A 26,516-nucleotide genomic window follows, 5' to 3' on the forward strand; every position below is an offset into this window, starting at 1 on the left:
TGTTTGGAAAGGCATTTATATTCGTGCGGGATGTTTTCCGTCAGTTGAATGGCCTTTCAGACAAATGGGATAGGAGCGATTTGGTCATTATAAAATCTATTTGTTCTTCATCACCCATATAGAAAGAGTGGGCCCCTGTTTGAACAAAGCCGATTTTTTTATAGAAGGCAATTGCGCCCTCATTTTTTTCCCAAACCCCTAGCCAGATCTTCTCTTTGTTCCGCTCTATCGCTACATGCACAGCTTTATTTATTAGATGTTTGCCTAGCCCCTGCTTATGAAATTTGTTCCTTATATAAATTCTCTCGATTTCAAGCGAATCGCTGCCCATTATTTCAGTTTGAGCATCGTCGGTGTTTTGCTTTAAATACCCGGCAATTTCCTCATTAGAATAAATAAAAAAGAATTCCGAAGAGCTATTACATAATTCTTTTTCTAATTGGTTAAAGTTAAATGCTTTTTCCAGGTAGGCTTTCATATTTTCCGGCGAATTTTGATGGCTAAATGTCTCAATAAATGTTTCAACACTAACTTCTTGAAGCAATCTTACATCTTCAATTGTGCACTTTTTTATATTTATACTCATTTTATTTTTCCTCCTGTTACTAGATCAATCATTTCTCGCGCTTCCCTTATTGTAAAGGGCAAACCGTCTTTTCTTGCTCTGCAGAAAATAGTTTTTTTATTTTTTGGTTATATTATTTTTCAAATGAGTTAAAAAAATAGTACACTATTTTTGTTGCATTTACAACAAAAATCAACATAGCATTTTCCACAGCTACAACTTTTTTTCTTTCCGTATCAGAAATACGATAGATATAAGCGAGCTGGCAAATGAATAAGCTTTATAAGATGTCAGCAGCTCCTTGACACCCGGCAGCACCAGCGATCCAGTCGAATCATTGCGGTAATAATGTTATGTTTAATAACACAAAAAATCTAGATGACGAACATTAAAGTTATATATATTGACATGAAAAGTAGTGTTGCGTTACTCTAAGTAGCAGTGATTACTGATCAGAACGGTGGTAAAGCGATGCGTTTTAAAAATGTATTTTCTATAATCGGGCCTGCCATGGTCGGCCCCTCCAGCTCGCATACAGCAGGCGCCGTCCGGATTGGCCGCGTAGCGAGGCAATTGCTCGGTACGGTTCCGAACAAAGCTGCTATTACGCTGTACGGTTCTTTTGCCGAAACCTACCAAGGACATGGCACTGATCTCGCACTCGCGGCAGGCTTGCTTGATTATGATACAGATGATGCCCGAATTCGCCATTCGCTTAAAGATGCTTGGTCATCTGGCGTGGAAATCAACTTCAGCCTGGGAGTCGGACATGTTCCGCATCCGAATACGGCGAGAGTTGAGCTGTGGGCAGGCGATCGATATGCTGAAATTATCGGCGCATCTATCGGCGGGGGCAATATTATGATTCATCAGATGAATGGATTTGATGTTCAGTGTACGGGGGAGTTTCCAACCCTTGTGCTTCTTCATGGCGATTTCCCCGGCGTACTCTCCGGCATCACACATGTGCTCTGCGAGGATGGCGTCAATATAGGTTACATGGATGTGGATCGGAAAGCGAGGAATGGCGAAGCGATGACCGTTATTGAAGCCGATACGAAAATAACAGCAGCGACGCAGCTCAAAATCCAGCAGCTGCCCCATATGATCAAAAGCTCTGTCATTGATCTCACCTTAAGGAGCTGAGCCGCATGAAATATCGGTTTTTGCATGAGCTGGCCGCAGCGGGACAGCAGCAAGCCAAGCCTATATCGCAAATTATGCTTGAGGAAGAAATCGCAGAGTCCGGCCAAACCGAGGAGCATATTTTTAGGCAAATGGCCGACTATTACCAAGTTATGAAGGAGGCCGTGCATAAAGGGCTAACTGCTAATACGCAATCCAAGAGCGGGCTTACCGGGGGCGATGCTAAGCGCGTGCAATCCTTCACCGCTAATAACGCTCCCTCCTCTGGGGAGCCGGCAAGCAGAGCAATGGCCTATGCCCTCGCCGTTTCCGAGGTCAACGCTTCCATGGGCCGGATTATTGCAACGCCGACCGCAGGCTCATGCGGCATTATTCCTGGCGTATTCGTGAGCACGCAGGAGCGCTTTGGGTGGAGCGATGAGCATATGGTTAGAGGTTTATTTTGCGCAGGCGCGATTGGCTATGTCATTGCGAATAATTCCTTTATTTCCGGTGCGGAAGGCGGCTGTCAAGCCGAGGTCGGTTCAGCGATCGGCATGGCGGCCGGAGCTATGGTTGAGCTGCGAGGCGGCACGACAGACCAAGCGGTTCACGCGGTTGGGCTTGCCCTTAAAAACTCGCTTGGGCTCATTTGCGATCCCGTTGGCGGTTTAGTAGAAATTCCTTGCATTGTACGCAACGGCTTTGGTGCTGTCACCGCTTTAGCGGCAGCAGATATGGCAATGGCTGGCGTCCGCAGCATCATTCCCTCCGATGAAGTCATTAACGTCATGCTGGAGGTCGGCAGCGCCATGCCGAGCAAGCATAGAGAAACGGCGCAGGGCGGTCTCGCCCAAACGCCGACAGGCCGCAAAATTATGGAAAATTTAAAGAAACGAAAATAAATAGAGAAGCCCTAAAGTGGATTAATTGGATTTATGGGAGCCCGGCGCACAAAGGATAATTCCTTCCGACTCCAGCAGCTTGCGAATCTGCTGGACGAACAAGAACGCCTTCTCGCCATCACCGTGGACACATATCGTATCCGCTGCAATCGGAACCTTTACGCCCTGCGTCGACCATACAGCTCCTTCTCTTATCATCTGAAGGAGCTGCTTCAGCGCTTCATTCGGCTCCTCTATTAGCGCGCCTTCGTGACTGCGCGGTGTTAGCGAGCCGTCTTGCTGGTAGGTACGATCTGCGAATACCTCGCTCGCTGTGCGCAGACCCCGCTTTTTCCCCGCATGAATCAATTGGCTGCCAGACAAGCCATATAATATAAGCTCCGGATTCACCCTGTACACCGCCTCAGCAATCGCTTCAGCCAGTTCCACTCGCCTAGCCGCCATATTATATAAGGCGCCATGAGGCTTCACATGCTGCATGACGCCGCCTTCGGACACAACGAAGCCATTCAGCGCGCTAATTTGATACACGGTCAGGTCATACGCTTCCTCAGGTGAAATCGCCATTTCACGCCGTCCGAAGCCGATTAAGTCCGGCAGCCCAGGATGGGCGCCGATGGCAACGCCATTTTTCAGCGCCAGCTTTACTGTCCGTCTCATCGTTCCCGGATCGCCAGCATGAAAGCCGCAAGCTATATTGGCCGATGTAATGAGCGGCAGCAATTCAGCATCCTGCCCCAGCTCATACACGCCATATTGCTCGCCCAAATCACAATTCAAATCGATAGCCAGCGTCATTCTTCTACCTCTCCTCTCTATAGCGTATTTCAATAAACATGGAAAGCCGCTGCATTTGAAGCTCGTGCTTGATATAAAGCTCTTCCGATTTTTGCCTAGTAATCTGCTTGAATCTAATCGTCTCTCCCGGCTTCGCTTGCGCCAGCAGCGGCAAATCTACCGTCGCCACTTGGGCGATTTTCGGATAGCCGCCAATCGTCTGATGGTCCGCCATCAAAATAATCGGGCTGCCGCCAGCAGGCACCTGAATCGTACCCGTGGATACCGCCTCAGAAATAGGCTCAAGCGCTGCAACTGTACTAAGACGCGGCCCTTCCAGCCGATAGCCCATTCGATCCGATTGCGACGAAATACGAAAATCGCTCTGCAAAAAATGCTTCCTGCTCCCTTCGGTAAACGCATCAAAATGCCGTCCCGGCACAAAACGAATGACTGGGTTTTTCCGATAAAAGGGACGTCCCTCTGAGCCAATCGACCAGCTGGTTGCAAAAAATGGCGCGGCATCCTGCCTGTCTTCAGCTTCCTGCTCCCAATAATATAGCGTTTCCGAGGCTCCTTCACCAATCGCCAGCACATCGCCCGCTTTTAAAGCCCGGCCTCCAAAGCCGCCTATAGCCGCACGTGTGTACGTGCTTCTGCTGCCCATAACAAGCGGCACATCAATGCCTCCAGCCGCTGCTATATAAGCGCGAGCGCCCGCGACGCAATTTCCGAACGAAAGCTCATTCCCTGCTTTTATGTACACCGGCCGCCACAGCGGAACGGCTGTTCCTTGCACAGCAGGCGACAAATTGCCCCCGCATATAGCAATTAACGCATCCTGCTCAAAAATCAGCTTTGGGCCGATAAGCGTAGCTTCCAGCACCGCTGCTCCCGCATCGTTACCAACGAGCAAATTAGCCGCGCGAAGCGCAAAATCATCCATCGCCCCTCCGGCAATAATGCCCTGCTGCCTATATCCATGACGTCCCCGATCCTGCACGGTCGTGAGGAGTCCGGCATGTTTTATTCGAATGCCCATTATGCCTGCTCCTCCCATGCGATAAACGCCTCATAGCTAATCGGCTCAAAATAAACCTGATCTCCCGCCCGCAATAAACTCGGCTGCTCATGCGCTGGGCGGAACAGCGCCACTGGCGTTCGCCCGATAATTTGCCAGCCGCCAGGGGAGACAATCGGATAGACCCCAGTCTGCTTGCCGCCGATGCCTACGCTGCCTGGCTCGATCCGCAAGCGGGGCGTGCTCCGCCGAGGCGTAGCGATTTGCTCAGGCAAGCCTCCCAAATATGGAAAACCGGGGGCAAAGCCGACCATATGGACGAGATAAGGCTGCGCCGCATGCATGGCGATGACCTCGCTTTCCGAAAGTCCGCTATGCTCCGCAACTGCTGCAAGATCCGGCCCCAGCTCTCCGCCGTAGCAGACGGGAAGGGTTACGATTCGCGGAGCAGCTGCCTGCTCGTCCTCCAGCTTGCTGACCATGTCCAAGAGCAGCTGGCAGACCCATTCATAAGGGGAAGCAGCCGCTTCAGCCTGCGGATTCCAGTTGTTTTCGGCTAGCGGCGCCAGCAGCTTCATTGGATCATAAAAAATCGTCAGCGTTACATACGCTGGTACAAGCTCAATAAAACCGGGAAAAGGCTCGCGCCGCAAATAAGAGCTGAGTGCTTGCACGCGCTCATGCGTCTTGCGGTCAATCGCGCTGCCGAGCTCGACAATAATTGCCGTATCTCCAAGAGGCAAAAGCTTTACTTCAAAGACTGGATTGACTGGAGCAATAGACATGCCCTCACCTCTTTTTTTCAAAAATAATATTTAAACTCTTATTTCTTATATCGGTCGCTAGTCGGCATAATCATATGCCAGCCTAGTATATATTTGCTTCGCCGCTTTCCTCATCATCTCTCCTAAGCCCAGCAGGCGCCCTTGCTATACATTCGGCAAAACACAACGCTCCTCCTTCCTTCACCCCGCAGCCAAAAATCAGGCCTCAGCATGCTGAGGCCACAAAAAAACTGCAAATCGCCCTATGGCGATTTACAGTTTCGTTAACCTTTTATGTTTCGTGCTTAGGGCGTCCTATAGACCCTCCGCCAGCTCGCATGCTTATTTGCCTGCGGTCCAGTTGAAAGGCGATGACACTTAAAACAATCAAGCCCGCGGAAAAGGCTGCCAGCAGCCATACTGACTGGTTCACCTCCAAATGATCAAGCCCCCAGCCCATCGTTAGCGGAAGCACGGCGCCGCCGACACCGCCTGCTGCAATCATAAAGCTAGGGGTAGATTCCTCTGCCCCTGGAAGCAGCTTGCTCGAAAAGACGAGCGCAATAGAGAACACGCCGGACATGGCGAGTCCCAGCAGCAAAATGACCGCGAACGCCGACCATACCTGGTTCATAAACGGAAATAAGATGAACAGCAGCACCGTCGCCCCGCAGCTCGCCATAATGTACACCCGGTATTTGATTTTCTCGGCAATGACGCCAGCGAACAAACGACCGAAAGCCATTGCAATCCAGAAGCAGGTTACACTGAGCGTTGCTCCTGCCTCCTTCATGCCTAGCTTCTCAATGAGAATGGCTGGCATAAAGTTTGCAAGGCTCATCTCCGTCCCTACATAGAGGAAGAAAAACACAATAAATAAGGAAAAAATAACCCATTCCTTGCCTTGATAAAGCGGCTTGCCTGCGCGCTTCGCTTGCTGCCGTTCCGCTGCGGCGGCTGCGACTGACTTCTTCAGCACCGCATCCAGCTCGCCGAAGGAGCCTTTTGCCCATAAGAACAAAGTCAAAATTGCAAAAAAAGAAACGACCAAAAAGGACAGCTTCCAATAATTGGCCCAAATCAGGCCGCTTGCTATAAGTGGCATGACCATGGCGCCAACGCCGAAAAATACCTCAAGCCGGCTCATCGCGACGGCCGTTTGATTTTTGACTGCTGCGATTATAATCGTTCCGATTACCGCTTCAATCATGCCAAACCCAAAACCGGCTACGATGGCAATTGCATACAGCCAGCCCCAAGGCGGCAGCAGCATAAACATAAATTCAGCGGCAAACAGCATGCCAAATGCCAGCAGCAGTCCGCCTCTTTTGCCCAAATGCCGATTCAGCCACGGCGAGAGCAGCACTCCGACTAGAAATCCGCCGAACTGTGTGAAAATGAGTGTGCCGCCCTCGCTGTAGGCTTTACCATAATGCTCGAGCGTAACGGGCAATACAGAGCCCAGCACAACATGGGCAAGCCCGATAATGAAATAAGATAAACAGCCTAGCCAAATCAATCGTTTCATCATATACTCCTTCTGGAAAATAAGATTACCAGAAACAATTGTATGATAAATGGGAGCTAAGAGCTAGCAGATTCAGTAATTTACTTTAGCGTAGATTTTCGTTGCAGCACGTTTAAAGTCTTCACTAGAAAATGAGATAGACTTACCCCTCCTTGTTTGATTTGATATTGGAAAGCTGTAAGTTTATGCAAAGCTATGGCATTCCATGCTGTAGCCCCGATCAGTACGCCCCCTCCAAAATAAAGCTCCGCTCGACTATCGCTGAATTTGCCCGCGATCATCAACGCGGACGAAACGAATGCCAGAGCAACCGAGCCATATCCATTGCGTTCACGCGCACGATACGCCATCGCAGCAACTGTTGCCATCATCATTAGAGCCATAAGAGGCAATAGCCAAGGACGTTCCAACCCTCTCCCAACACCTAAACCAATGATTTCGAACAGTCCCATATAGGCGGAACCGCAAATGGCACATTTTGGCAGCACAATGAGCGCTATTCCTGGTACTACAGATGTAAAAAAACGATAAGACAACCTTCGTCTGCCCTTAGGCTCAGGGATTGCTGATAATTCAGCAATCCTCCGGGACAGGAATGCAGCATCATAAACGTCAGCACCAGCCTTCAGGCTTAATACCCGAATTCCATTAATATACAGCCCATGCTCTTTTTTTCGTTTGATATACGAAGGTATTCTCGGATCTCCCGCCAACCATTCCGACCACGTGGATAGTTTGTTTTGGTTATCTAAAGCTTGTTTCAGACACTCCCGCAGCCTCCCCAGCACAGCATTATCCTCTGATCGAACGATATCGATTCGCAACCCTATCCCTCCATGCCCAAATGCCGGATTTTAAAGGGGCGAGTCGCCATATGGGGATTGGTGATGAGTGTATCTGCAATACCCGCCATTGGACGGTCAAAAGGATAGCCCAACGCTCTGCTGTCTGGATACGGCTGATTTTGATTCGTTACACCACAGAAGCTAATTGAACCGCAGGTGCTCTCACTCACCTTGTCTTCATTCCAATCTGTCAGCATAACCATCATCACATACGGCATTCCCTCCTCGTTGCCGCGGGGCAGCAGCAGCGTATAAGGCCAACCACACTGACAGCCTCTATCTCCTTGTGTTCTTTCAGGATTAGGCTCTAATACCGCTGGTTTTTGAATAACAGAAGACTCTTTAGCATTCTGATAAATGACATTTTTACCAGGGGAAAGCTTGGAGACAAACTTATCCATTTCAATCCATGAGCGGTAGTCCTCTTGCGTTTGCTCAGGTGCAATAAAAATACGTACGGTCGATTCGATATCACGCGAGGATAAGTTTTCTACACGTAAAAAATAAGCAAACCCTTTATGGGTCAAATATTTAATTTGTTCATACATTTTGTAAACCGTTTGAAGCTCATCCGTCGTTGTAATGGTGGCTCCTCCACCTTCAAACGGTCCGTCCTGGAAAGCTGCTTCCCAATCGGCGAAAGCCTCTTTTCCAATCTGCTGCAAGTCTCCTACTGTTGGCAGACCATCTTCCCTGCACAAAATAATTTTATTTATTCTTACTTCGGGCCCGCCTCCGAAAGCATTAACCGGCATTCGCTGGAGAAATTCGTCGTAAAGATTATCAACTTCCTTGTGCCAACGCCAAAAGAACGCGTGACGGCAAGCTGTTGCCGGATCTCCCATAAGCTCATCCTCTACAGTTGAGGTTGCAACAGACAAATTCACAACAGCCCCATGCCCTGATCCGTGAAAATTATTTTCTCGTTGGGAATCATTCAAATTTTCCGGCTCATTTGACGCTCTCCATTCCGTATCATTGCCAAGCAGATCTACCGCTTTTTTCGGATTGTTGAGATAAAGCTCGAATTTGCCTTTTATGCCTGTGCGGCCATTTTTCAGCTTGGTAACATCTTCTACTGCAAGTTTTCTGTTCCCGCTCGAAGGAAGGCCCGGATCATACGGATCAACTGGCCCCTCATATTGACTAAAGGCTTCTACACGTAAAAGATTGACTGACAATCTTTCCGCATCATATCGGGCTAGCATTTGCCGATGCATATATAAGAACATTTCTCCGCCGCGATCCACAATCTTACGGCGATCATAGACAACATGCCAATGAATATGATGCTCATTGAGTAATATATCCTCGCGAAATTGCTTAATATCAGGCTCGCCTGTACTCACAGCAGCTTCAAATGAAATGGCCCCTCCGGCACCCCGCATTTCGAGTAGAATTTGATTTTCCACATTTAGCTTAATAAAGTCAGGATATTGTTTTTCTAATGCTGGAAGCTCGAGTCCGCGCACATCAGGATGGTGAACTAAAAACAATCTCATGCCATACTGCGCAGCCAAAACATCTTTACTTGCTGTATCCTGCGCAAACGCTGCTACGATTTGTGCAAGCCCACTTTCATGATCACTCGCAACTGCCAAAATATGCTCATATTTTCGGGCAAAATCGCCCGCCACTTCCAACTGTTCATTATCAAATGGCGAAAATGGATGGATGGCCCCTAATTCTCTTCGAGCTATGTTTGACGGGGCAATCCTTTCAACTCCTAAAGAAAAAGGTTCCGATTCCAAATTTTCAATTTCAGCATGAAGGGGATTTACAAACAACTCCTCAAGCTTGCGATTTAATTCCTTTACGTTGATGTCTGACACAGGCACACTCTCCTTACAATACTTATTGCATTTTTATTTAATCTTATTTTTTCGAAGAGTTTTAAAATTTATACATTTTTATATTTATGGGAAAATAAAGAAAATAATCATTTCCTCCTCATGCTTACTGCGTTCATAGAATCAGTAAAATGAAAACAAAAAAAGCCGCTGTCCAGATCATGGACAGCGGCTTCATACTTTGACTAAAAGACACAAAACTATTTAATTAGATAACGCCAGTAAGCTATGAATGCGTGCTCCGCTATGATTGCCATCCAATTGCAGAGCGGCGCCAAACTGCTCCGCCGCCTGTTTACGCTCCCCAAGCCCAAGAAGGCCTAATCCCATCATATAACGGCAATGAATTTCGTTGCGTTTGCTCAGATCATCCTCGAAAACGAGGAAATCTGGCAGCGAAACGGCAAAATAATCAAATTCGACCCGGTCGAAAATATGCTTTTCCGCATAATCGAGCAGCTTATGGAAGCGTCGATTTGCCTCCGGGTCGTTGCCCAGCTTTAACCACGACAACCCTTGATAAAAAATCATATCTGGCGGCTGGTCATTGTAATACAGCGCGCTAGCAGGCTCCTCCAGCCCTTGAGAAGCCTGCTTAAAGCAATCTTCCGCTCTAAGCGGATCATTCAGCGCTTCATACGCACAGCCTAAATAATAATAAATATTGTTTTCCTGTGCGCCATGCAGCTTGCCTTCCCCATAATGCTCCGGATAGACGAGCGCCATGTTCAGCAATTGTATCGCATGGGACGCATTCCCCTGCTGGAGCGCCTGTTTGGCGAGTTCAACATGCGTGAACACATGCTGTCCCGTCACTTTTCCTTCCCCGCCCTCCCAAGGATGGAACTGGCGTGAAGCGAGCGCAGCTACTGCTTGACCATGCTGCCCTGTCGCATTGAGCAGCGTGACATATTCGATGTACAGGTCGTCGCGGAGCTCGACAAGCGTCCGTTGCTGTTCCAGCTTGGCGAGCCGCTGCTGAGCAGGATGCCCTAGCTTTTTATATAGCTGATCCAGCTCATAGCAGACGCGGGCGTCGGTCTGATCGAGTGTGAAAGCCTGCTCGAGTGCTTCAAGCGCAGCCGCCTCGTCGCCACGTTTATTGTAGTAGGCGAGTGCTAAGTTGCGATGGACGGTAGCAAAATTAGGTTCTGCTGCGCGCGATGCTTCCCAATGGGCAATCGCATCGCAATGCCGTTTCTTGTCATACAATAAATTGCCCAAATAATAATGCGCCTTCGCATCGTGCGGATTGGCCGCAATCGCTTGCTCCAGCACGATCAGCTCAAACAAGCTGTTCGGGAAGCAATAATGGGGAGCAGCAGCTTCCGCAGCTTGGCGCGAGGCAGCCGCGGCTTCCGTGTGGCCTGACTGCTCATACGCATAAGCAAGCGTATAATGCAGCATCGGGTAGACCGCTGCCGCGCCATCTGCTGCTGCAACCTCTAGTGAAGACACGATGCACGCAAGCACCGCAATCGCTTCCTCATGCAGCCCGCTGCCGATATAGTCGGCAGCTAAATTCAAATAATTGTGCGCATCGCCGCGTATAAGCCGCTGCAGCTCGGCGCGCGCCTGATCCGCCAGCTGCTGCTGCCCCCCAGCAGCCAGCGCCAAGCAGCGCTCGTTGGCCGATCCGAAATCGGCCACATCGAGCCCGAGCGTTTCCGCCGCGAAGGCTATCGCCTCATCGCTGCGTCCAAGCTTGCGCAGCAGCGCCGCCTTCAAATGGCGCGCTTTATAATTGCGAGCGTTCCGCACGATGGAACGCTCCACCAGCTCCAGCGCATCCGCAAGCGCGCCTTCCGCGCAAGCGATCTGCGCCAGCGAGAAGTAGCTGGCATCCTGCCAAGCCGCTGACCATGTTGCCTTGTAGAAAGCAGCGAACGCTTCTTCGCGCTTCCCCTGATGCTTCAAGGCAACACCAAGCTGATAAAGCGCCTCGCTGTCATACGGATTCGGGTTGCGCGACGTCAGCGACTTAATGGCGGTGCGGAAATACCCTTCCGCCTGCTGAATTTTCCCCTGCCGCAGCAGCAGCGTGCCATAGGCGACATTAATCCGGCTATCGCTGGCATCGCGCTTTAGCCCTTCCAGATAATACGCCTCCGGCTCAAAGGTCGCGTGGCGATATTGCTCCAAATGAAGCCCCGCCAAATACAGCTGCTCATTGGTTTTGAGCGCAGCAGGCGCTTCAAGCGGCATAGCCGCATCGGGTATTTGCTCAAGCGAAGGCTTGGCAGGCTGGTAAGAAATGAGCAGCTTCCCTGCCGAATCACGGACCGACAGCAACAAATCAAAAGCCTGATCCGCTTCATCCCATGTGATGATTGACTTGAATATGTCGTTCGGTGACAGCTTCACCTTCTTTTGAATATAGCTGCGTCCCCGTCCACGCAGCTCGATCTGGGCATCCTCGAACACAGCTGTTGCATAAACGTAAACGACAGCTTCCCGCGCCTCTTCATCGACCTCCAAATTAACAGCGGCATCGATGGACGCATTTTTGACGACCCCAATATTTTTGTAGGGCATAAAATATTGCTTGAACGCCTTCTCCTCATACGGCTGAAGCCAGGTGAAATCCGGCTGATTGTCCGTATATACGCCCGTCATCAGCTCAATATAAGGCCCGTCCTCATCGGTCAGATTGCGATCCCAGGCGATGCCGAACTCGCCATTTCCCCATGTCCACTGCTTTTTGCCGGGGGAAATATGATGGTTCGCCACATGCAGCAGCCCCGCCTGCACCCCATGGTCATAGCCTCCAACAAAATTATAGTCGGATTTGTAAGCCATATAAGAGGTTGGCACAGGAATGTTGCGATAGCGGGAAATATCAACGCCGGCGGAATAATCCATTTTATAATACGTGCCGGTCGCTATTGGAAACCGGCTTACGTCCCGCTTGCCGTGGTCGAACACCGCTGTGACGTCAGGAGGAAATACCGACTGCGTATGCTCATTAACCGCTACGGCCGGATTGGCCCACCATAAAAAAGTTTGCGGCTGAGGCGTACGGTTGTAAAGCTGGGCGGAAATTTCCAAATACGCCTTGCCTGGATAGAGCGTAAAGCCAGCCGTTACCTTCGTTCCATACATGCGGTCAATTTCGCTGACCCACACCGTAGCGCTGCCGTCTTTATTTTCAGCCAGACGATATTCTACAGGCCCGTAGGTGTTTGGACGATGATGCTGCGGCCAGTTGAATTCAATGCCCCCGGAAATCCAAGGTCCCGCGAGCCCCACCAGCGCAGGCTTGATCACCTTGTTGTAATAAACGAAATCATAGTCATTCGTCTTATCCAGCGCCCGATAAATGCGGCCGCCCAGCTCCGGCATCATTTCGATACGCACATATTCATTTTCGAGAATGACGAGCTTGTAGGGCTGAAGCTGCTTTTCATTTTCGATTTTATCAATTACGGGATGCGGGTACACCCGGCCCGAGCTGCCCTGATATACTCTTTTTTCTAAAAACATCGGATTTCGCTCTGGTTTGCCTACGCCATATGTCGGTATGGAAACCGTCTCTTCCCAAATCTTCACTTGCTGCTCCAACGTGATTCCTCCCTAGCTTTAATGCTTTAACTTTAGCGCCTGGGAGCAGGAGATCCAATTCACGATACACTTGTTCTAATGGACTATATTCTGATTTCAATAGACACCGATAGAACTGACTTTCGCGCCAGCTCTTCACCTCCATCTAGGCAGCTGCATACACTGCTGGAAAAACTAAGATTCTGAAAGGCAGGCCGATCATGAGTACAGAATATGTAGACCTCACATCACCCGCATTAAATTTGTTTTACGATGTCAATTGCGCCCCCTTGTTCCATAAGGACTCCTGCAATTACTTAAACCAATTAACTGCACATGAATTGCCTGTGCTAAGAAGCACGTCGTTTTTCGATGCGCATATGACCAAAAATCATATTGTTGAGCCCCATTGGCATCCCAATACGACGGAGCTTGTATTCGTCACGCATGGTGAAATTGTCGTTTCGATTTTGAATCCTTTCACAAAGCAGCTGCTTACTTACCGGGTGTGCGATCACCAGGCCGTATACATTCCAATGGGCTGGTGGCACTGGATTATTGCGTGCAGCGAGTATACGCATTTTATTACGATTTTTGATGACCGCTGTCCACAAACGGTATTTGGCTCTGACGTGCTGCGCATTACCCCGAAGGAAGTATTCCAGCTCGCCTATTGCGTTAATGCCGGACAGCTCGCCCATGTGCTGTCGCCGATTCAAAATACGACTATTATCGGACCAGCCTGCGTTAATGCCCAAGCTGGCGCGAGTGGATACGGAGGCTACGGCCACGGATCGGCGCAAGGCGTACAATGGCGAATTGGCAACCCGCCGCCGCAAGCTTTGGATGAAGAGGAAGAACAGGAGCAGGAGCTGCAAAGGTAACAGCAGCTTCCTGTCCCCGCAAACCTAGCAAAACACCAAAAAGGCACACAAGCTTCACCTTATTAGGTGCAAGCATGCGTGCCATTTGTATTGTCACAAAGCCCCAAAACAATTAAAGCTTGTAATTAGGAAGGATTTTTGTATAATTCGAGGGATAAGCTGCCCCTATATCCAATCTTTTTTTAAAAATCATTTTAAAAAAAATCATTCTTTCCAAAATCATTCATTGTGAAATGGAGTTCATTACATGTTAATTGAAACAGAGCGGTTGCGTATTCGCGCTTTTAAATCCGACGATTGGAAGGCTGTGTGGGCCTATACCTGCGATCCTGCTGTTATGACTTACATACCCGGAGGCGTGCAAACAGAAGAAGGCGCTAAACAGTTCGTTCTAGATAATATCGGAGACCAGACGCAAAATTACGCTGTACTGTTGAAAAACGGCGAACCGCTTATTGGGCATCTTGTGTTCCATAACTATTTTGGAAATCATACCTATGAAATTGGCTGGGTATTCAGCCCGCATTATCGCAATCAAGGCTATGCCTCGGAAGCCGCACGCTCCATGCTGAAATATGGGTTTGAGGAGCTGCAGCTGCACCGAATAATTGCCACCTGCCAACCCGAGAACATCCCCTCCTATCGCATGATGGAGAAAATAGGCATGCGCAGAGAAGGCTTTTTCAAAAAATGCATTCCTAATGGCGCCCATGCTTGGTGGGATGAGTATTACTACGCTATTTTGCATGAAGAATGGCTCAGCCTCACTTGCTAATCAACAGCGACAGCAGCCCAGCCGCAATAAGCGGACCGACTGGAACACCTTTAAAAAAAGCAACGCCCATGATCGTCCCGATAATAAGCCCGGTCACGATCGTCGGCTGGCTGGACATGAGATGAAAGCCGCGCCCGCCCAAATAAGCAACCAGCACGCCGACGACGATGGCCGCTATCGATTTCCAATGGAGAAACGATTCATAGACCGATTTCATACTGATCGTCCCGCTTGCCAGCGGCGAGAGAATACCAATCGTCAATATGATGATGCCCAAAGTCAGGCCGTGTTTCTCGATCCACGGGAAAGCCTGATGCACATTCGTTACCCGGAGAAGCAGCAGAAATACGGCAGCGATGGTGATGGAGTTGTTTTTGCTCAATATGCCCAGAAGGGCGAAAAAAAGCAGCAGGACAGACGGCGTGTCGATTTGCGGCATTTGCTGAATCCCCTTTCTCTTAATAAGCAATAGTTTGTCATTCTCCAGGCTCTATTACTCCTTGCAAGGATTAGCGTCTTCGATTGCGACGTTTGTTCCATTCCAACAGCTCCATACAGCCGATAAACAACGCGAATAAAATGAACAATGGAATCGTCTTGCCGAACTCCATTAATTTGAACAGAGGAGCGACAATAGCGGTTGTCCCCACAATAATTAGTCCCAGCACCGAAAGGCGCCATCCCGTAAACATAAACGAACTTCCTCCCAATCCTTTAGCAAAATGACCAAAGAGCCTGCCCACGGCAAGCTCTCTCGTCCTGTACGGCTATGCAGCTAGCCTTGAATAATCGCAACGGCAAGAATGGCCCAGCCGATCAAAAAACAAAGTCCGCCTAGCGGAGTAATCGCACCCAGCTTCTTCACACCGCTGAGGCTAAGGGAGTAAAGGCTGCCGCTGAACAAAATAATGCCGGCAAAGAGAAACCAGCCTGCGGTTACGACGAGCCCACTCGTCAATACCCCGCCCGCTAAAATGCCGGCAAGCAACAAGCCAAGCGCGTGGGCAATCTGGTATTGCACCCCCGTCTGAAAAATAGCCAGCATGTCGGCGGAAAGCTTCTTCTTCAAAGCATGCGCGCCGAATGCGCCGAGCATTACCGATAAAAACATATTGATGCTGCCAAGCAGCAATAAAGTCGTCATTTTGCCCTCCCGCATCTTCCTATTATTCACTATAGCTTTGACTATTGTATCATTATTACTAGTAACAACCTAGATTAAATATTATGCGCAGGCGACTGGCATGGCCACGTATAAGCGAGCAGCTCAAAGCCTCGCTTCGCCAAAATCGGACGGCTCATTGGACTTGCATCCACCGTCATCAAACGAAAGCCCGCCTGCCAGGCAGTCTGTGCCCGAACAGCCAACAGCGCTGAATAATGCCCTTTGCCGCGGTATTCCGCAAGCGTAGATCCGCCCCAAATGCTTGCGAAGGACGTTCCTTCGTGCAAATACATCCAGGCGGTACTGACCATTTGGTCTCCGTCATAAGCTGCGTAGATGTGCAGTCCGATTTGCTTATCCTGCAAATCCTGCTTTAATCGCTCGCCATGCTCGGCATGCGGCACGCCCCACACCGCTTCTTCCAGCGCGACCAATGCATCAATGCCCGCTGCATCCGTGACAGGGCGAATCGAAGGCGGAATTTCATACTGAAGCAGTTCATGTCCATCAGCAAGCTGAATGACCATCATGGCCTCTTCTTCGCCGATGTCGAAGCCATGCGCCAGCAACCGTTCTTTGAGATTACTAGGCTTGTCATCGCTATACACCTTCCACTCAAACGATTGCCCCAGCTCGCGGAAATACGCCAATTGCTCTGCAATGGCTTCATCAACGTTATTTTCGTTCAAATCTGTATACAGGACGAAGCCGCCTTCGCTCTCATTTTCCAGCGCGATTTGCCGGATGACTGCGCCTTTCTGCTCGCGACGATAGCCCGGAAACGTAATATCGATTCGCTGCTCCTTCGTGAATAAAGCTATTAGCTGCTCTTGGTTCATCGTCCGCTCCTTCTTCTTGCCTTGTCTTCAAGCCATCATTTTTCAAAATCAATGACATCATGCTTTATATATATCGTCTTGCGTTGTTTTCCTTCTTGGCCCAGCCGAATGTTGAATGAATCTGTTTTGGCAAGCGCCGCATATTGCGGCTCGCTAATGGCCCTTGGAATGGCGCTGCGGATTAGCCCGACCGCAAACTGATGAAATAAAACCAGCTCTCCCCGCATCATATCCTCAATATCGCCGCCCAATATTTCCCCCCCATAAGCTTTGCGCTGCTCGTTCAAATTCGTCATCAGCTCCGGAACGAACTGATACAGCCAGGCGGTATTATAGTTCTCGAAATAAGGCTCCGAATCATCGTATCCTTGCTCGCCATAGGCCTCTACCCGATAGGCAAATAATTCGTCCGCGTTGGAAGATGCCTGCAAGCTATATTCAATAATGCTAATGGCTCCAATCAGCCGCTCCTGCTGCCTGGCATAAAGCCGATGGCATAACTGGCGAAAAGAAGACAAAAACAGCTCAATCAGCTGTTCTTGATGGATGTGGTAATAACGATTTTCCTGAAACACCGTTTGCTCAAGAGCAGGTATAAAACAGTTTTTATAAAAATGACGGAGCATCCGCGCTTTCCGGGTATCCTTCCGCTCTCGCCGCCTGCACGACTCTTCTCGTCCAAACCCTGTTAGCCTGATCCACTTGAAAGCTGCCCCCTCGGCATCTTTGCTGCTGTGGCCTGTACCGCTCAAAGCCTTCCCTCCTCCAACCATTATCCCATGCGCGCATGTATATCGCTTTTATATATGTACACGGCGCAGCCCGTCTTAAATGACATCGTATTTATCTTTTAATTATATCGGTGGGAAATGTTGGATTGTTAAGAGGATATTTCAACAGATGCCAAGAAACCTTGTGTGGCGCAAAAATATAGCAGCTGGCGAAATGGTTAATTTTTCTCGATTGAAGCTTGCAAATGATGATTAATCCGCAGCAGCAGCGAAATCATCAGCTCGTACTCCTCTGCGGAAATAACCTTCTTCACTTCATCGTTTACCGACTCATTAATAGCGGTTGTTTCATTAATAAGCTGCCGTCCCTTGTCCGTAATATAAACAGCAAAGCTGCGGCGATCCTGAACGCCAGGCCGCTTATGAATCAGCTGCTCCTTCTCCAAATGGTCGATAATCCGGGTAACGGTTGGATTTTCCTTGCTTGTCCGCAAAGCAATTTCCTTCTGAATCAAGCCATCCGACTTGCTAATTTGAATGAGTACCGACCACTGCTCTGGCGTAATCGCATATTCTCTCAACCGTTGCTGAAATAAATTAGTCAGCTTGCGATAGGTCATTCCCATTGTAAAACCTATCGATTGCTCAAGTCCCTGATAGGGCATAATCCTGTCCTCCCACTCTAAAATAACTCCAGCTGCTCTACCGCTGGCGGCTCTGGCTCATTTCGAACAAAATAAGGCCCCTCCCCATCGGGGCAGTTCATTCCAAGCAGGTCCATCAGTTCTTTGGCATTATCAGCCGCGTCCCCGCCGGAGTTATTGTTAAAAATAATGCAAATATGCTTGCTCTGCTGCTGCAGCTCCTTGATGTTGTCTGCCCATTCTCGCAGCTCATTGCTGTTATAGCGATACAAATAACGAACCTCTCGCCAATTCGGCGCTCCGCTCTGATTCCAGCCAGCTGCATTTCGGCCATGCAGCCTAACCAGCGTCAGCTCCTGATCGGTCGCTTGCAGCACGGTCGGCACCGAGCCGACACCCGCCTGCGGCTCATCGCATACGCTGTGGATCCAGCCCTCGCGCTCCATAAACGCCAGCGTCTTCGCCCGAAACTCCGGCATAAACCAGCTCTGATGGCGGAACTCCAAAGCGCAGCGAATGCTGCCCATTCTGAGCTTCGTCTCGCGAAGCAGCCGGACATTGTCCTGCGTGCAATCAAACCATGGCGGATATTGAAAAAGCACAGCAGTCAGCCGCCCAGCCTCCATAACCGGCTCAATGGATTCGCGAAAAGCGGCGAACATCTGGCCCGTGTCATTTAATGCCGCAGCTGCTGCTGCCTCACCGCGCTGATGCCCCGTCATGCCCTGATACGCTTTTATCATAAAATGGAGCGAGTCCGGCGTTTCCGCTACCCATTTGGCGAACCGTTCCCGAGATTGAATCGCATAGAAGGAGCTGTCTACTTCGACGACGGGAAAATATTTGGCATATTGGCCCAGCCTGTCCTTCGCCTTTGAACCGGGAATATAAAGCGAATCATGGTCACCCCAGCCTGTAAGTCCGATTTGAACAGCCATCATTCGGCTCCTTTCTTATGTCCTTGGCATGTTATAGGTCTGATGAAGATGTCTTTTTTATGATAAAGCAACTGTAGTTGCTTTGACAACTTTTGCACGTATTCACAAGATAATGGGCTGCGCAATGCCCTTCCTTTATCTTCATTCAGGTCCCCATAACAAAGAGAAACCACAAACGTCTTGAGACAAGACGATCGGGTTTCTCGTCAATCTGAAAGCCTGATTATTCATGCTTCCCGTTAAGCAGACAGGTTTAATGAATAAACCGACTGCTTAACAAGGAGCATCTCATGAATAGGGTTGACCTTTTTTACGGGTCACCTTTAAACAGTGAAATTTTCAAGTATAGTTTTTATAAGTAAGGCGTTGGTTGAAGCATAATCTCTTTCCAGCATCTGCTCATGTTTGCCGTTTCCTAAATAAATGTGCAGTTGCCCCGTTGTTAAAGCGCTCCAGGATTTCCTTCTCCATTCCTCTTCTCCTATGGGATCTGCTGATTGGATCAGATGAATTTCAGCCTGAACTTCTCCATTTGTTTGCATCCCATCAATCCATGCTGTGTAAGCTAGGATGTTTTGTTTAACTTTTTCTGCCGTCTCCCCGGGAACATGGCGAATGAACATCGAAATCTCTTCTTTTAGCGTCTCCAGATACTCTTCTTGCTGCATATTAGATGAAGACATTTCTCTCGGATAGGCGTCAAACATAAGGATAGCCGCTACTACTCGACCCTGTTCCTCCAGTCGCTTGGCTACTTCAAATGCAAGGTTTCCTCCGGCAGAGTAGCCCAGCAAATAAATGGGGCCCTGAGGCTGCAATTTTTGAACATGTTGTGCAAAGTATTCCGTTGTATCGTCGCAAACGATGAAATCATAGGCATATATAGATGCCGTATCCTGCAACGATTGTGCCATCATCGTGAACACTTGCCCATAGCCTACGATTGGCGGGAAGCAATGCAAAGTTAAGCCGTTTCCTTTGCTGCTGTTCCATACAGATACCCCTGTACCTTGCTGCTCTGTAGAATCATCAAAGTGGTTTCGGCTTCCCAGCTGCTCGGCAAGCTCCATGACCGTCGGGTAAGTGAAGGCGGTGCTAAACGATATTTCCACATCCAGCCTGCTGCGAGCTTCCCCGATCATATGAATCAGCTTCAAAGAATGTCCGCCTGCATCGAAGAAATTATCGTGAATGCCAACCCGTTCTATGCCCAGAACCTCCTGCCAGATGTCAGCAAGCGCTTGTTCCAGCTGATTCCTTGGCGCAGTGTAATTGGCTTGAAGCGGCTCATTTTGCTGCAAAAGAGATAAACGTCTGCGATCGACTTTGCCATTAGCTGTAAGCGGCAATTTATCCAGTTGCACGAAGCGGTTTGGAATCATATAGGCTGGGAGCTTCTGCAATAACGCTCTCCGCAGTTCCCCGGCCGTAAGCTCGCTATCCGCTACGTAATAGGCATATAGCTGCTTCTCTTTCGCGTCGTTTTCGCGAGCGATGGCCGCGGCTTCCTTCACCGCCTCTACTTTCATCAGTTGCGCCTCTACTTCGCCGAGCTCAATACGGAAGCCGCGTATTTTTACTTGGTCATCTGCGCGGCCTAAATATTCCAAGTTTCCGTTTGACAGCATTTTGGCCAAGTCCCCTGTACGGTACATCCGCTTCCCAGGAACGAATGGGTGGTCAACGAACTTCTCCGCGGTCAAGTCGGGACGACGGAAGTACCCACGCGCAACTCCATCTCCAACGATGTATATTTCTCCTGGTACTCCAATCGGCACTTGCTTACGCTCAGCATCAAGCAAATAAATGCTGACATTCGCAGCCGGTACCCCAATGGGAACGGAACCGCTCGTATCCGTTTCTGGATCGTAACGATAAATCATGCAGCCGACAACGGTTTCTGTTGGTCCATATTCATTGAATATCGTGATATCTCCGCCAAACTTGTCATGGATGCTTCTCGCTATATCCGCGCCAAGATTGTCACCTCCGACAATTAGCTTACGGATATTTGAGCCAGCCCTTATATTCATTTCTTTGATTATACTTAAATGGGCTGGTGTCAATTTGATAATGTTGACTTGGTTATCTGTTACGATCCGCTCGATTATTAGCGCCTTGTCTTCTCCACTGTAAATGCGAATAAGGTTGCCTGTTAGCAGCGGCGTGAATATGGATGTTACCGTCAGGTCGAAGGAAATGGATGAGTACAGCGGAAAATCAAGCTTTTCCCCAGTGACATATACCTCTTGTGCCCACCACAAGTAATTCGTCAGCCCTTGGTGGGTAATCATCGCGCCCTTCGGATTTCCCGTCGTTCCCGACGTATAGATCACATAAGCAAGATCATGCGCGCCAGATATCGGCTCTATATTCGACTCTTCTTCGCTAAAGACCTCCGGATCATTCAGATTGATAAGCTTTCCTTCAAAATGTACGTGATTCAGCAAATGCTGCTGCACTAGCAGCACCTCCGAGCCAGCGTCCTCCAGCATGTAACGTATGCGTTCCTCAGGATACTCCGGATCTATTGGCACGTAAGCCCCACCAGCTTTTAGCACGGCCAGTATGCCTATAATCATTTCCACGGATCGATCAGCCAGTATGCCAATCAAATGATCCGGTCGCACGCCGGATGCTCGCAGCGTCCTTGCCAAGCGATTGGAACGGGCGTTTAGCTCGCCATACGTCACTCGCTCTTCATCATGAACGACGGCTACCGCTTCCGGTGTTTTTTCCGCCTGCTGCTCAAACAAATGGTAGACTGTTTTTTCGCTTGGGTATTCCGATGCTGTCGCATTGAATGCTGCAAGCTGTGCGTGCTCCTCCGCTGTTAGGATATCTAACGACGCTAGCCTTGCATACGGATTTGCCGTAACGGATTCAACTAGCTGTTCGAATTGCTTCGCCATCCGGAGCACCGTCTCTCGCTTGAATAAACCAGAAGCATATTCGATGCTGCACGAGATACCATTTTCCATTTCCTCTAACTGGAAGGTTAAGTCAAACTTCGCCGCGGTATGTTCATTTGCATATGGCTGAATCTGCAAGCCGTGCATTTGTAAATCTCTTTGTTCCATATTTTGCAAAACAAACATCGTATCAAAAATCGGGTTGCGGCTCATGTCCCTGCTGACCTGCACCTTCTCCACCAGTTCCTCAAATGGGTAGCCTTGATGCTCGTAAGCGCCTAGCATCGCTTCCTTGATTTCTTCCAGGTACGATATAAATGTTTTCTCGCGCGCCGGATAGCTGCGAATCGCCAATGTGCCTACAAACATGCCCACCAGCGACTGGAAGTCGCCATGTGTTCTGCCCGCAATTGGCGTACCGACTACAATATCTTCCTGCCCCGAATATTTATGCAGTAAGGTTTTGTATATCGCCAGCAATATCATATACAGCGTTGATCCGCTTTCGGCCGCTATGCGCTGCAAACTTTCACACTGCTCAGCGCCAAGCATAAATGACAGCTCTTCACCCTGGAAGCTTTGCACCGCAGGCCGCACATAATCCGTTGGCATTTCCAGAACCGGTAAATCCCCGCTAAACACATCCAGCCAGTACGCTTCCTCCTGAAGCTGACGCTTCTTCTGCTCCTGAGACTGCTCCCATGCCGCATAGTCTTTGTATTGATTACGCAATGGAGGCAGTTCTTCCCCGGCATACATGCGTGCAAACTCTTCCACCAAAATGCCCATCGAAATACCATCGGAGATAATATGGTGCATATCGAGTATGAACAGATGGCGCTCAGATGCAAGCTCGATGAGTCCGGCGCGCAAGAGCGGCGGCTGCTCCAGATCAAAGGTGCGAACGAATCGCCGCATCACTTCTGCTGTTTCCTCTTCACTTGCCTGGATATATTCCACAGCAAAGCGCACTTCATTGTGCACGCGCTGCACCGATTCACCTTCCGCCATATGGAAGCTCGTCCGCAGCGTCTCGTGCCTTGCAATTAGCTTGTTCAGCGCGGCCTCGAACAGCTTTCGGTCCAGCGTTCCTTCCAGCAGCATGGCTCTCGGCAAATTGTAGCTCAGTCCCGTCCCTTCAAGCTGGTGCAATATATACAGCCTCTTCTGAGCTGAGGAAACGGCATAATACGCTTTTTCTTCGATAGGTTGGATAGCCTGGAACGCCTGTTGTTCCATGTCTGCAATTGCTTTGGAAAGCTGCTCGATGGTCGGGAACCTGAAAATGTGTCTAAGCGGCACATTAATTTGCATTTCTTTATGCAGACGGCTCACCATTGCCGTTGCCCGCAAAGAGTGACCGCCAATCTCAAAGAAGTTGTCGTACACGCCTACACGTTCAAGACCGAGAACGTCTTGCCAAATACGGGCAAGATGCGCTTCGATGTGCGTGCGCGGCGCTGCATATTCGACCGCAGCAGGAATGATTCCTTCTGGCGCTGGCAGCGCCTTGCGGTCGATTTTGCCATTTGGCGTCAGCGGCATGCGTTCGAGTTGCACAAAGTACGTTGGAATCATATACCCCGGCAATTGCTCGGCTAAGTGCCTTCTTAGTTCACCAGCAGCCAGCTCCCGATTGGCTACAACATACGCACAAAGCTGCTGTATTGCGCTGTTATCGGCCTTTGCGACCACAACCGCTTCGCGCACCGAAGTAATTCGGCCAAGCTGTGCTTCTATCTCCCCAAGCTCGATCCGGTACCCGCGAATTTTCACCTGACTGTCCATACGCCCTACGTATTCGAGCGTACCATCCGGCAACCAGCGTGCAAGATCACCAGTCCGGTACATTTTTTGCCCTGGTACAAAAGGATTATCAACAAATCTCTCCGCCGTCAATTCCGGTTGATTCAAATAACCGCGTGCCACACCGTCTCCAGCCGCATACAACTCTCCAATTGCGCCTTGCGGCAGCAGCATGCCTAATGGATCGAGCACATATACTTGCGTATTTCCGATAGGACGGCCAATTGGAATCAAGGCACGATCCATATCCTCCAAACGGATTGTATGGCAAGTTGTAAATGTCGTGTTTTCCGTCGGACCGTACCCATTGATCAAACGCAAGTGCGGATAATGCTCCATCGCTTTCTTCACATGCGCTCTGGATACCACATCGCCTCCGACGAGCAATTGTCTGATTCCTGCCAATCCTTCAAGCTTGTGTTCTACCATAACCGTGAACCATCCTGACGTGAACCAAGCAATCGTAACCTGATGCTTTCGGATCGCTTGCGACCAATCCTCAAGCGATAAAGTGACAGGAGGCAGAAGCGCCAATACTGCTCCATTCAGCAAGCTGCCCCAAATCTCAAACGTCGCGGCATCGAAGGAAATAGTTGATCCCTGCAAGAAAACGTCATTCTCGCAAATATCCATATAATTTGCATGTGTCACAAGTCGAACAACCCCGCGATGCGTGACGCACACTCCTTTGGGTGTTCCTGTCGAGCCGGAAGTATAGTTTACGTACGCCATCTGAGTTGATTCTGTGGCTGATGCCAGATTTGAACCATCCTTGTCATAAGCCTGCTCAGCATCAAGCAGCACAACCATCGCATCCGTAAACACAGGTCTTTGTAAATGGCTCTGGATCAGTACAGTTCTCACATTTGCATCCTGCATCATATAGCGAATGCGCTCTTCCGGATACTCCGGATCAATAGGCACGTAGGCCCCTCCAGCTTTAAGAATCGCCAATATGCCGACAATCATCTCAAAGGAACGCTCTGCTACAATGGCTACCAGTTGTTCCGCTTCAAGTCCCGCCTTCTGCAGTGTCCGTGCCAACCGATTGGCCTTATCGTTTAGCTCGCCGTAAGACCATTGCGACTCTCCAAATAAAATGGCTGGTGCATTCGGCCTTTGTTCCGCTTGGTCCTCAAACAGTTGATGAATGGCCAGCTCTCGCGGATACGCTGCCCTTGTATCATTGAACACGTCTATCAGCCGCGTTCGTTCCTCATCCGTCACCATTTGCAGCATCGCAAGGCTTGCCTGAGGGTGGGCGATCATCTCATCAATCAACCGGACAAAGTGCCCCGCAATCCGCTGTATAGTTTCCGGCTTATACAATGAAGTTGCGTACTCCAAGCTGAAAGCGACCCCAGCCTCACTCTCTATTGCCTGCAAGGTCAAGTCAAATTTCGCTGTCCTTTGTGCGCTGGCATACGGCTTCATTTGGAGCCCATCCAGTTCAAACTGCTTGCTTTCCGTATTTTGCAGGACAAACATCGTGTCAAACACTGCATTACGGCTTAAATCACGATTAACTTGCACATTCTCAAGCAGTTCTTCAAACGGATATTGCTGGTGCTCATAGGCGTTAAGCATCGTTTCCTTGACCTCATTTAAGTAAGCCGATAACACCTTTTCACCCGCTGGATAGCTACGAATGGCCAACGTGCCAACGAACATACCAATCTGCTCTTGCAAGTCGCTGTGCGTTCTGCCCGCAACAGGCGTACCGACGATAATGTCTTCTTGCCCGGAGTATTTATGCAGCAAAATCGTATACGCCGCGAGCAGCACCATATACAGCGTAGATCCATGCTGAGCAGCAAGCTCATGCAGCGCATCCCTCTGATGCGAATCGAGCTCAAAGTCAAACGCGGCTCCATCGGACTGTCTTATCGCAGGACGTGCTGCGTCCGTCGGCAGCTCCAGCACGGGCAATTCTCCATCCAATGCCTTCAGCCAGTAAGCTTCATGCTGCTTCATTTGCTCTTTATAGGCTTCAGACTGCTGCCAAACCGCATAATCCTTGTACTGAATCCGCAGCTCAGGCAGCTTCTCCTCCCGATATAGACGGGCGAATTCCTCCACCAAAATATCCATCGACGCCCCATCAGAAATGATGTGATGCATATCCAGCAGCAGCACATAGCGCTCTTCCGCCCATTCGATTAATTCCACCCGCAGCAGCGGCGCTTCGCTGAGGTCGAACGGCTGCACGAAATCGCGCACTCGGGCTTCGACCTCCTCCATGCTTGCCTCTACATAGGCAACCTCAAAGTCAACCGCTTCCTTTACCCGCTGCATCGGTTCGCCCTGCACCAGCTCAAAATCGGTACGCAGCGTTTCATGTCGGGCAATCAGGAGCCGGAACGCTGCTTCAAAACGCGCTCGATTCAGCGCCCCTTCCAGCATCAGCATCCCGGGCATATTGTAGCTTTTCCCCGCTTCTTCAAGCTGCTGTAAAATGTACATCCGTTTTTGCGCTGAGGACAGCGGATAGTAGTCTCTGGCTTCCACCCGTGGAATAGCGGCATACGCCTTCTGTTCCCGTCGGCTAATCACCACTGCCAGCTCTTCAACGGTCGGATAAAGAAACACCTCTCTTAACGGCACCTCAGTCTCCAATGCTTGATGCATGCGCGATACAAGCGTCATCGCCCGGAGGGAATGGCCGCCAAGCGCAAAGAAGTTGTCGCGAATACCAACACGCTCAAGTCCCAGCACCTCCTGCCACAGCCGCGCGACTTCCGCTTCGACTGGTGTCCGCGGCGCTACATACGCCGCCTCGCTCTGCGCCCCAACTTCCGGCTTCGGCAGTGCCTTGCGATCCAGCTTTCCGTTAGGCGTTAGCGGCATCTCGGGCAGGGATATGAAATATGAAGGGAGCATATACGAGGGAAGTCCCTCTGCC

At 49.8% G+C, this 26,516-nt stretch carries 20 protein-coding genes; 4 read left to right on the plus strand and 16 right to left on the minus strand.

The window, feature by feature from the left end; genetic code table 11:
- Nucleotides 1-40: 40 nt before the first annotated feature.
- Entirely contained in the window at nucleotides 41-586 is a 546-nt protein-coding gene (gene paiA, locus AC50Y5_RS11520; RefSeq protein WP_056035515.1) for a spermidine/spermine N(1)-acetyltransferase, read from the minus strand.
- Between the two features lie 450 nt (nucleotides 587-1,036).
- On the opposite strand from paiA, the gene sdaAB reads away from it, so the two are divergent.
- Nucleotides 1,037-1,711, plus strand: coding sequence for an L-serine ammonia-lyase, iron-sulfur-dependent subunit beta (gene sdaAB, locus AC50Y5_RS11525; RefSeq protein WP_494860639.1), 675 nt, complete (start codon nucleotides 1,037-1,039; stop codon nucleotides 1,709-1,711).
- Nucleotides 1,712-1,716: 5 nt separating this feature from the next.
- Entirely contained in the window at nucleotides 1,717-2,595 is an 879-nt protein-coding gene (sdaAA, locus tag AC50Y5_RS11530) for an L-serine ammonia-lyase, iron-sulfur-dependent, subunit alpha (protein ID WP_494860641.1), read from the plus strand.
- 21 nt (nucleotides 2,596-2,616) lie between these two features.
- On the opposite strand, the gene AC50Y5_RS11535 is transcribed toward sdaAA, so the two are convergent.
- From AC50Y5_RS11535 to AC50Y5_RS11565, 7 genes are all read right to left on the minus strand, one after another.
- Nucleotides 2,617-3,393, minus strand: coding sequence for a 5-oxoprolinase subunit PxpA (locus tag AC50Y5_RS11535; protein ID WP_494860643.1), 777 nt, complete (start codon nucleotides 3,391-3,393; stop codon nucleotides 2,617-2,619).
- Between the two features lie 4 nt (nucleotides 3,394-3,397).
- Nucleotides 3,398-4,414: a 5-oxoprolinase subunit C family protein gene (locus tag AC50Y5_RS11540; protein WP_056035503.1), complete on the minus strand. Its 1,017-nt coding sequence runs from the start codon at nucleotides 4,412-4,414 to the stop codon at nucleotides 3,398-3,400.
- The gene (gene pxpB / locus AC50Y5_RS11545) at nucleotides 4,414-5,178 is read right to left on the minus strand and encodes a 5-oxoprolinase subunit PxpB (protein ID WP_494860650.1); all 765 of its coding nucleotides are present in this window, start codon (nucleotides 5,176-5,178) and stop codon (nucleotides 4,414-4,416) included. Before pxpB ends, AC50Y5_RS11540 begins: the two co-directional genes overlap by 1 nt.
- Nucleotides 5,179-5,449: 271 nt before the next feature.
- On the minus strand, nucleotides 5,450-6,685 hold the full coding sequence (locus tag AC50Y5_RS11550) for an MFS transporter (protein WP_494860743.1): 1,236 nt from the start codon (nucleotides 6,683-6,685) through the stop codon (nucleotides 5,450-5,452).
- 80 nt (nucleotides 6,686-6,765) lie between these two features.
- Nucleotides 6,766-7,509 (minus strand): hypothetical protein, encoded by a 744-nt coding sequence (locus AC50Y5_RS11555; RefSeq protein ID WP_494860652.1) that lies wholly within the window; start codon nucleotides 7,507-7,509, stop codon nucleotides 6,766-6,768.
- A 2-nt stretch (nucleotides 7,510-7,511) separates the two neighbouring features.
- Entirely contained in the window at nucleotides 7,512-9,362 is a 1,851-nt protein-coding gene (locus AC50Y5_RS11560; RefSeq protein WP_494860654.1) for a hypothetical protein, read from the minus strand.
- Between the two features lie 222 nt (nucleotides 9,363-9,584).
- Nucleotides 9,585-12,941, minus strand: a complete 3,357-nt coding sequence (locus tag AC50Y5_RS11565) for a DUF5107 domain-containing protein (RefSeq protein ID WP_494860655.1) — start codon at nucleotides 12,939-12,941, stop codon at nucleotides 9,585-9,587.
- A 200-nt stretch (nucleotides 12,942-13,141) separates the two neighbouring features.
- Between AC50Y5_RS11565 and AC50Y5_RS11570 the strand changes: the two genes are divergently transcribed.
- Complete coding sequence (locus AC50Y5_RS11570; RefSeq protein WP_494860656.1) at nucleotides 13,142-13,804, plus strand: cupin domain-containing protein; 663 nt, start codon at nucleotides 13,142-13,144, stop codon at nucleotides 13,802-13,804.
- A 247-nt stretch (nucleotides 13,805-14,051) separates the two neighbouring features.
- A complete protein-coding gene (locus AC50Y5_RS11575; RefSeq protein ID WP_494860658.1) occupies nucleotides 14,052-14,579 on the plus strand; it encodes a GNAT family N-acetyltransferase in 528 nt (175 codons plus the stop codon).
- Here AC50Y5_RS11575 and AC50Y5_RS11580 read toward each other — a convergent pair.
- The 8 genes from AC50Y5_RS11580 to AC50Y5_RS11615 all read right to left on the minus strand — a co-directional run.
- The gene (locus AC50Y5_RS11580) at nucleotides 14,569-15,018 is read right to left on the minus strand and encodes a DUF441 domain-containing protein (protein WP_494860745.1); all 450 of its coding nucleotides are present in this window, start codon (nucleotides 15,016-15,018) and stop codon (nucleotides 14,569-14,571) included. The genes AC50Y5_RS11575 and AC50Y5_RS11580 overlap by 11 nt on opposite strands.
- 70 nt (nucleotides 15,019-15,088) lie before the next feature.
- Complete coding sequence (locus tag AC50Y5_RS11585; RefSeq protein WP_056035480.1) at nucleotides 15,089-15,271, minus strand: hypothetical protein; 183 nt, start codon at nucleotides 15,269-15,271, stop codon at nucleotides 15,089-15,091.
- An 83-nt stretch (nucleotides 15,272-15,354) separates the two neighbouring features.
- Nucleotides 15,355-15,723 carry a DUF423 domain-containing protein gene (locus tag AC50Y5_RS11590; RefSeq protein WP_056035479.1) on the minus strand — a complete coding sequence of 123 codons (369 nt, stop codon included), beginning with the start codon at nucleotides 15,721-15,723 and terminating at the stop codon, nucleotides 15,355-15,357.
- Nucleotides 15,724-15,797: 74 nt separating this feature from the next.
- Nucleotides 15,798-16,583 carry a GNAT family N-acetyltransferase gene (locus AC50Y5_RS11595; RefSeq protein ID WP_494860661.1) on the minus strand — a complete coding sequence of 262 codons (786 nt, stop codon included), beginning with the start codon at nucleotides 16,581-16,583 and terminating at the stop codon, nucleotides 15,798-15,800.
- Nucleotides 16,584-16,618: 35 nt separating this feature from the next.
- Nucleotides 16,619-17,335 carry a hypothetical protein gene (locus AC50Y5_RS11600; protein ID WP_494860663.1) on the minus strand — a complete coding sequence of 239 codons (717 nt, stop codon included), beginning with the start codon at nucleotides 17,333-17,335 and terminating at the stop codon, nucleotides 16,619-16,621.
- A gap of 197 nt (nucleotides 17,336-17,532) precedes the next feature.
- Nucleotides 17,533-17,979, minus strand: a complete 447-nt coding sequence (locus AC50Y5_RS11605; RefSeq protein WP_056035471.1) for a MarR family winged helix-turn-helix transcriptional regulator — start codon at nucleotides 17,977-17,979, stop codon at nucleotides 17,533-17,535.
- A gap of 17 nt (nucleotides 17,980-17,996) precedes the next feature.
- Nucleotides 17,997-18,899: a DUF72 domain-containing protein gene (locus AC50Y5_RS11610; RefSeq protein WP_494860665.1), complete on the minus strand. Its 903-nt coding sequence runs from the start codon at nucleotides 18,897-18,899 to the stop codon at nucleotides 17,997-17,999.
- A 320-nt stretch (nucleotides 18,900-19,219) separates the two neighbouring features.
- Nucleotides 19,220-26,516, minus strand: a 7,297-nt coding sequence (locus AC50Y5_RS11615) for an amino acid adenylation domain-containing protein (protein WP_494860668.1), incomplete at its 5' end; no start/stop codon positions are given.

This window comes from Paenibacillus sp. JT22N7 (assembly GCF_059383875.1).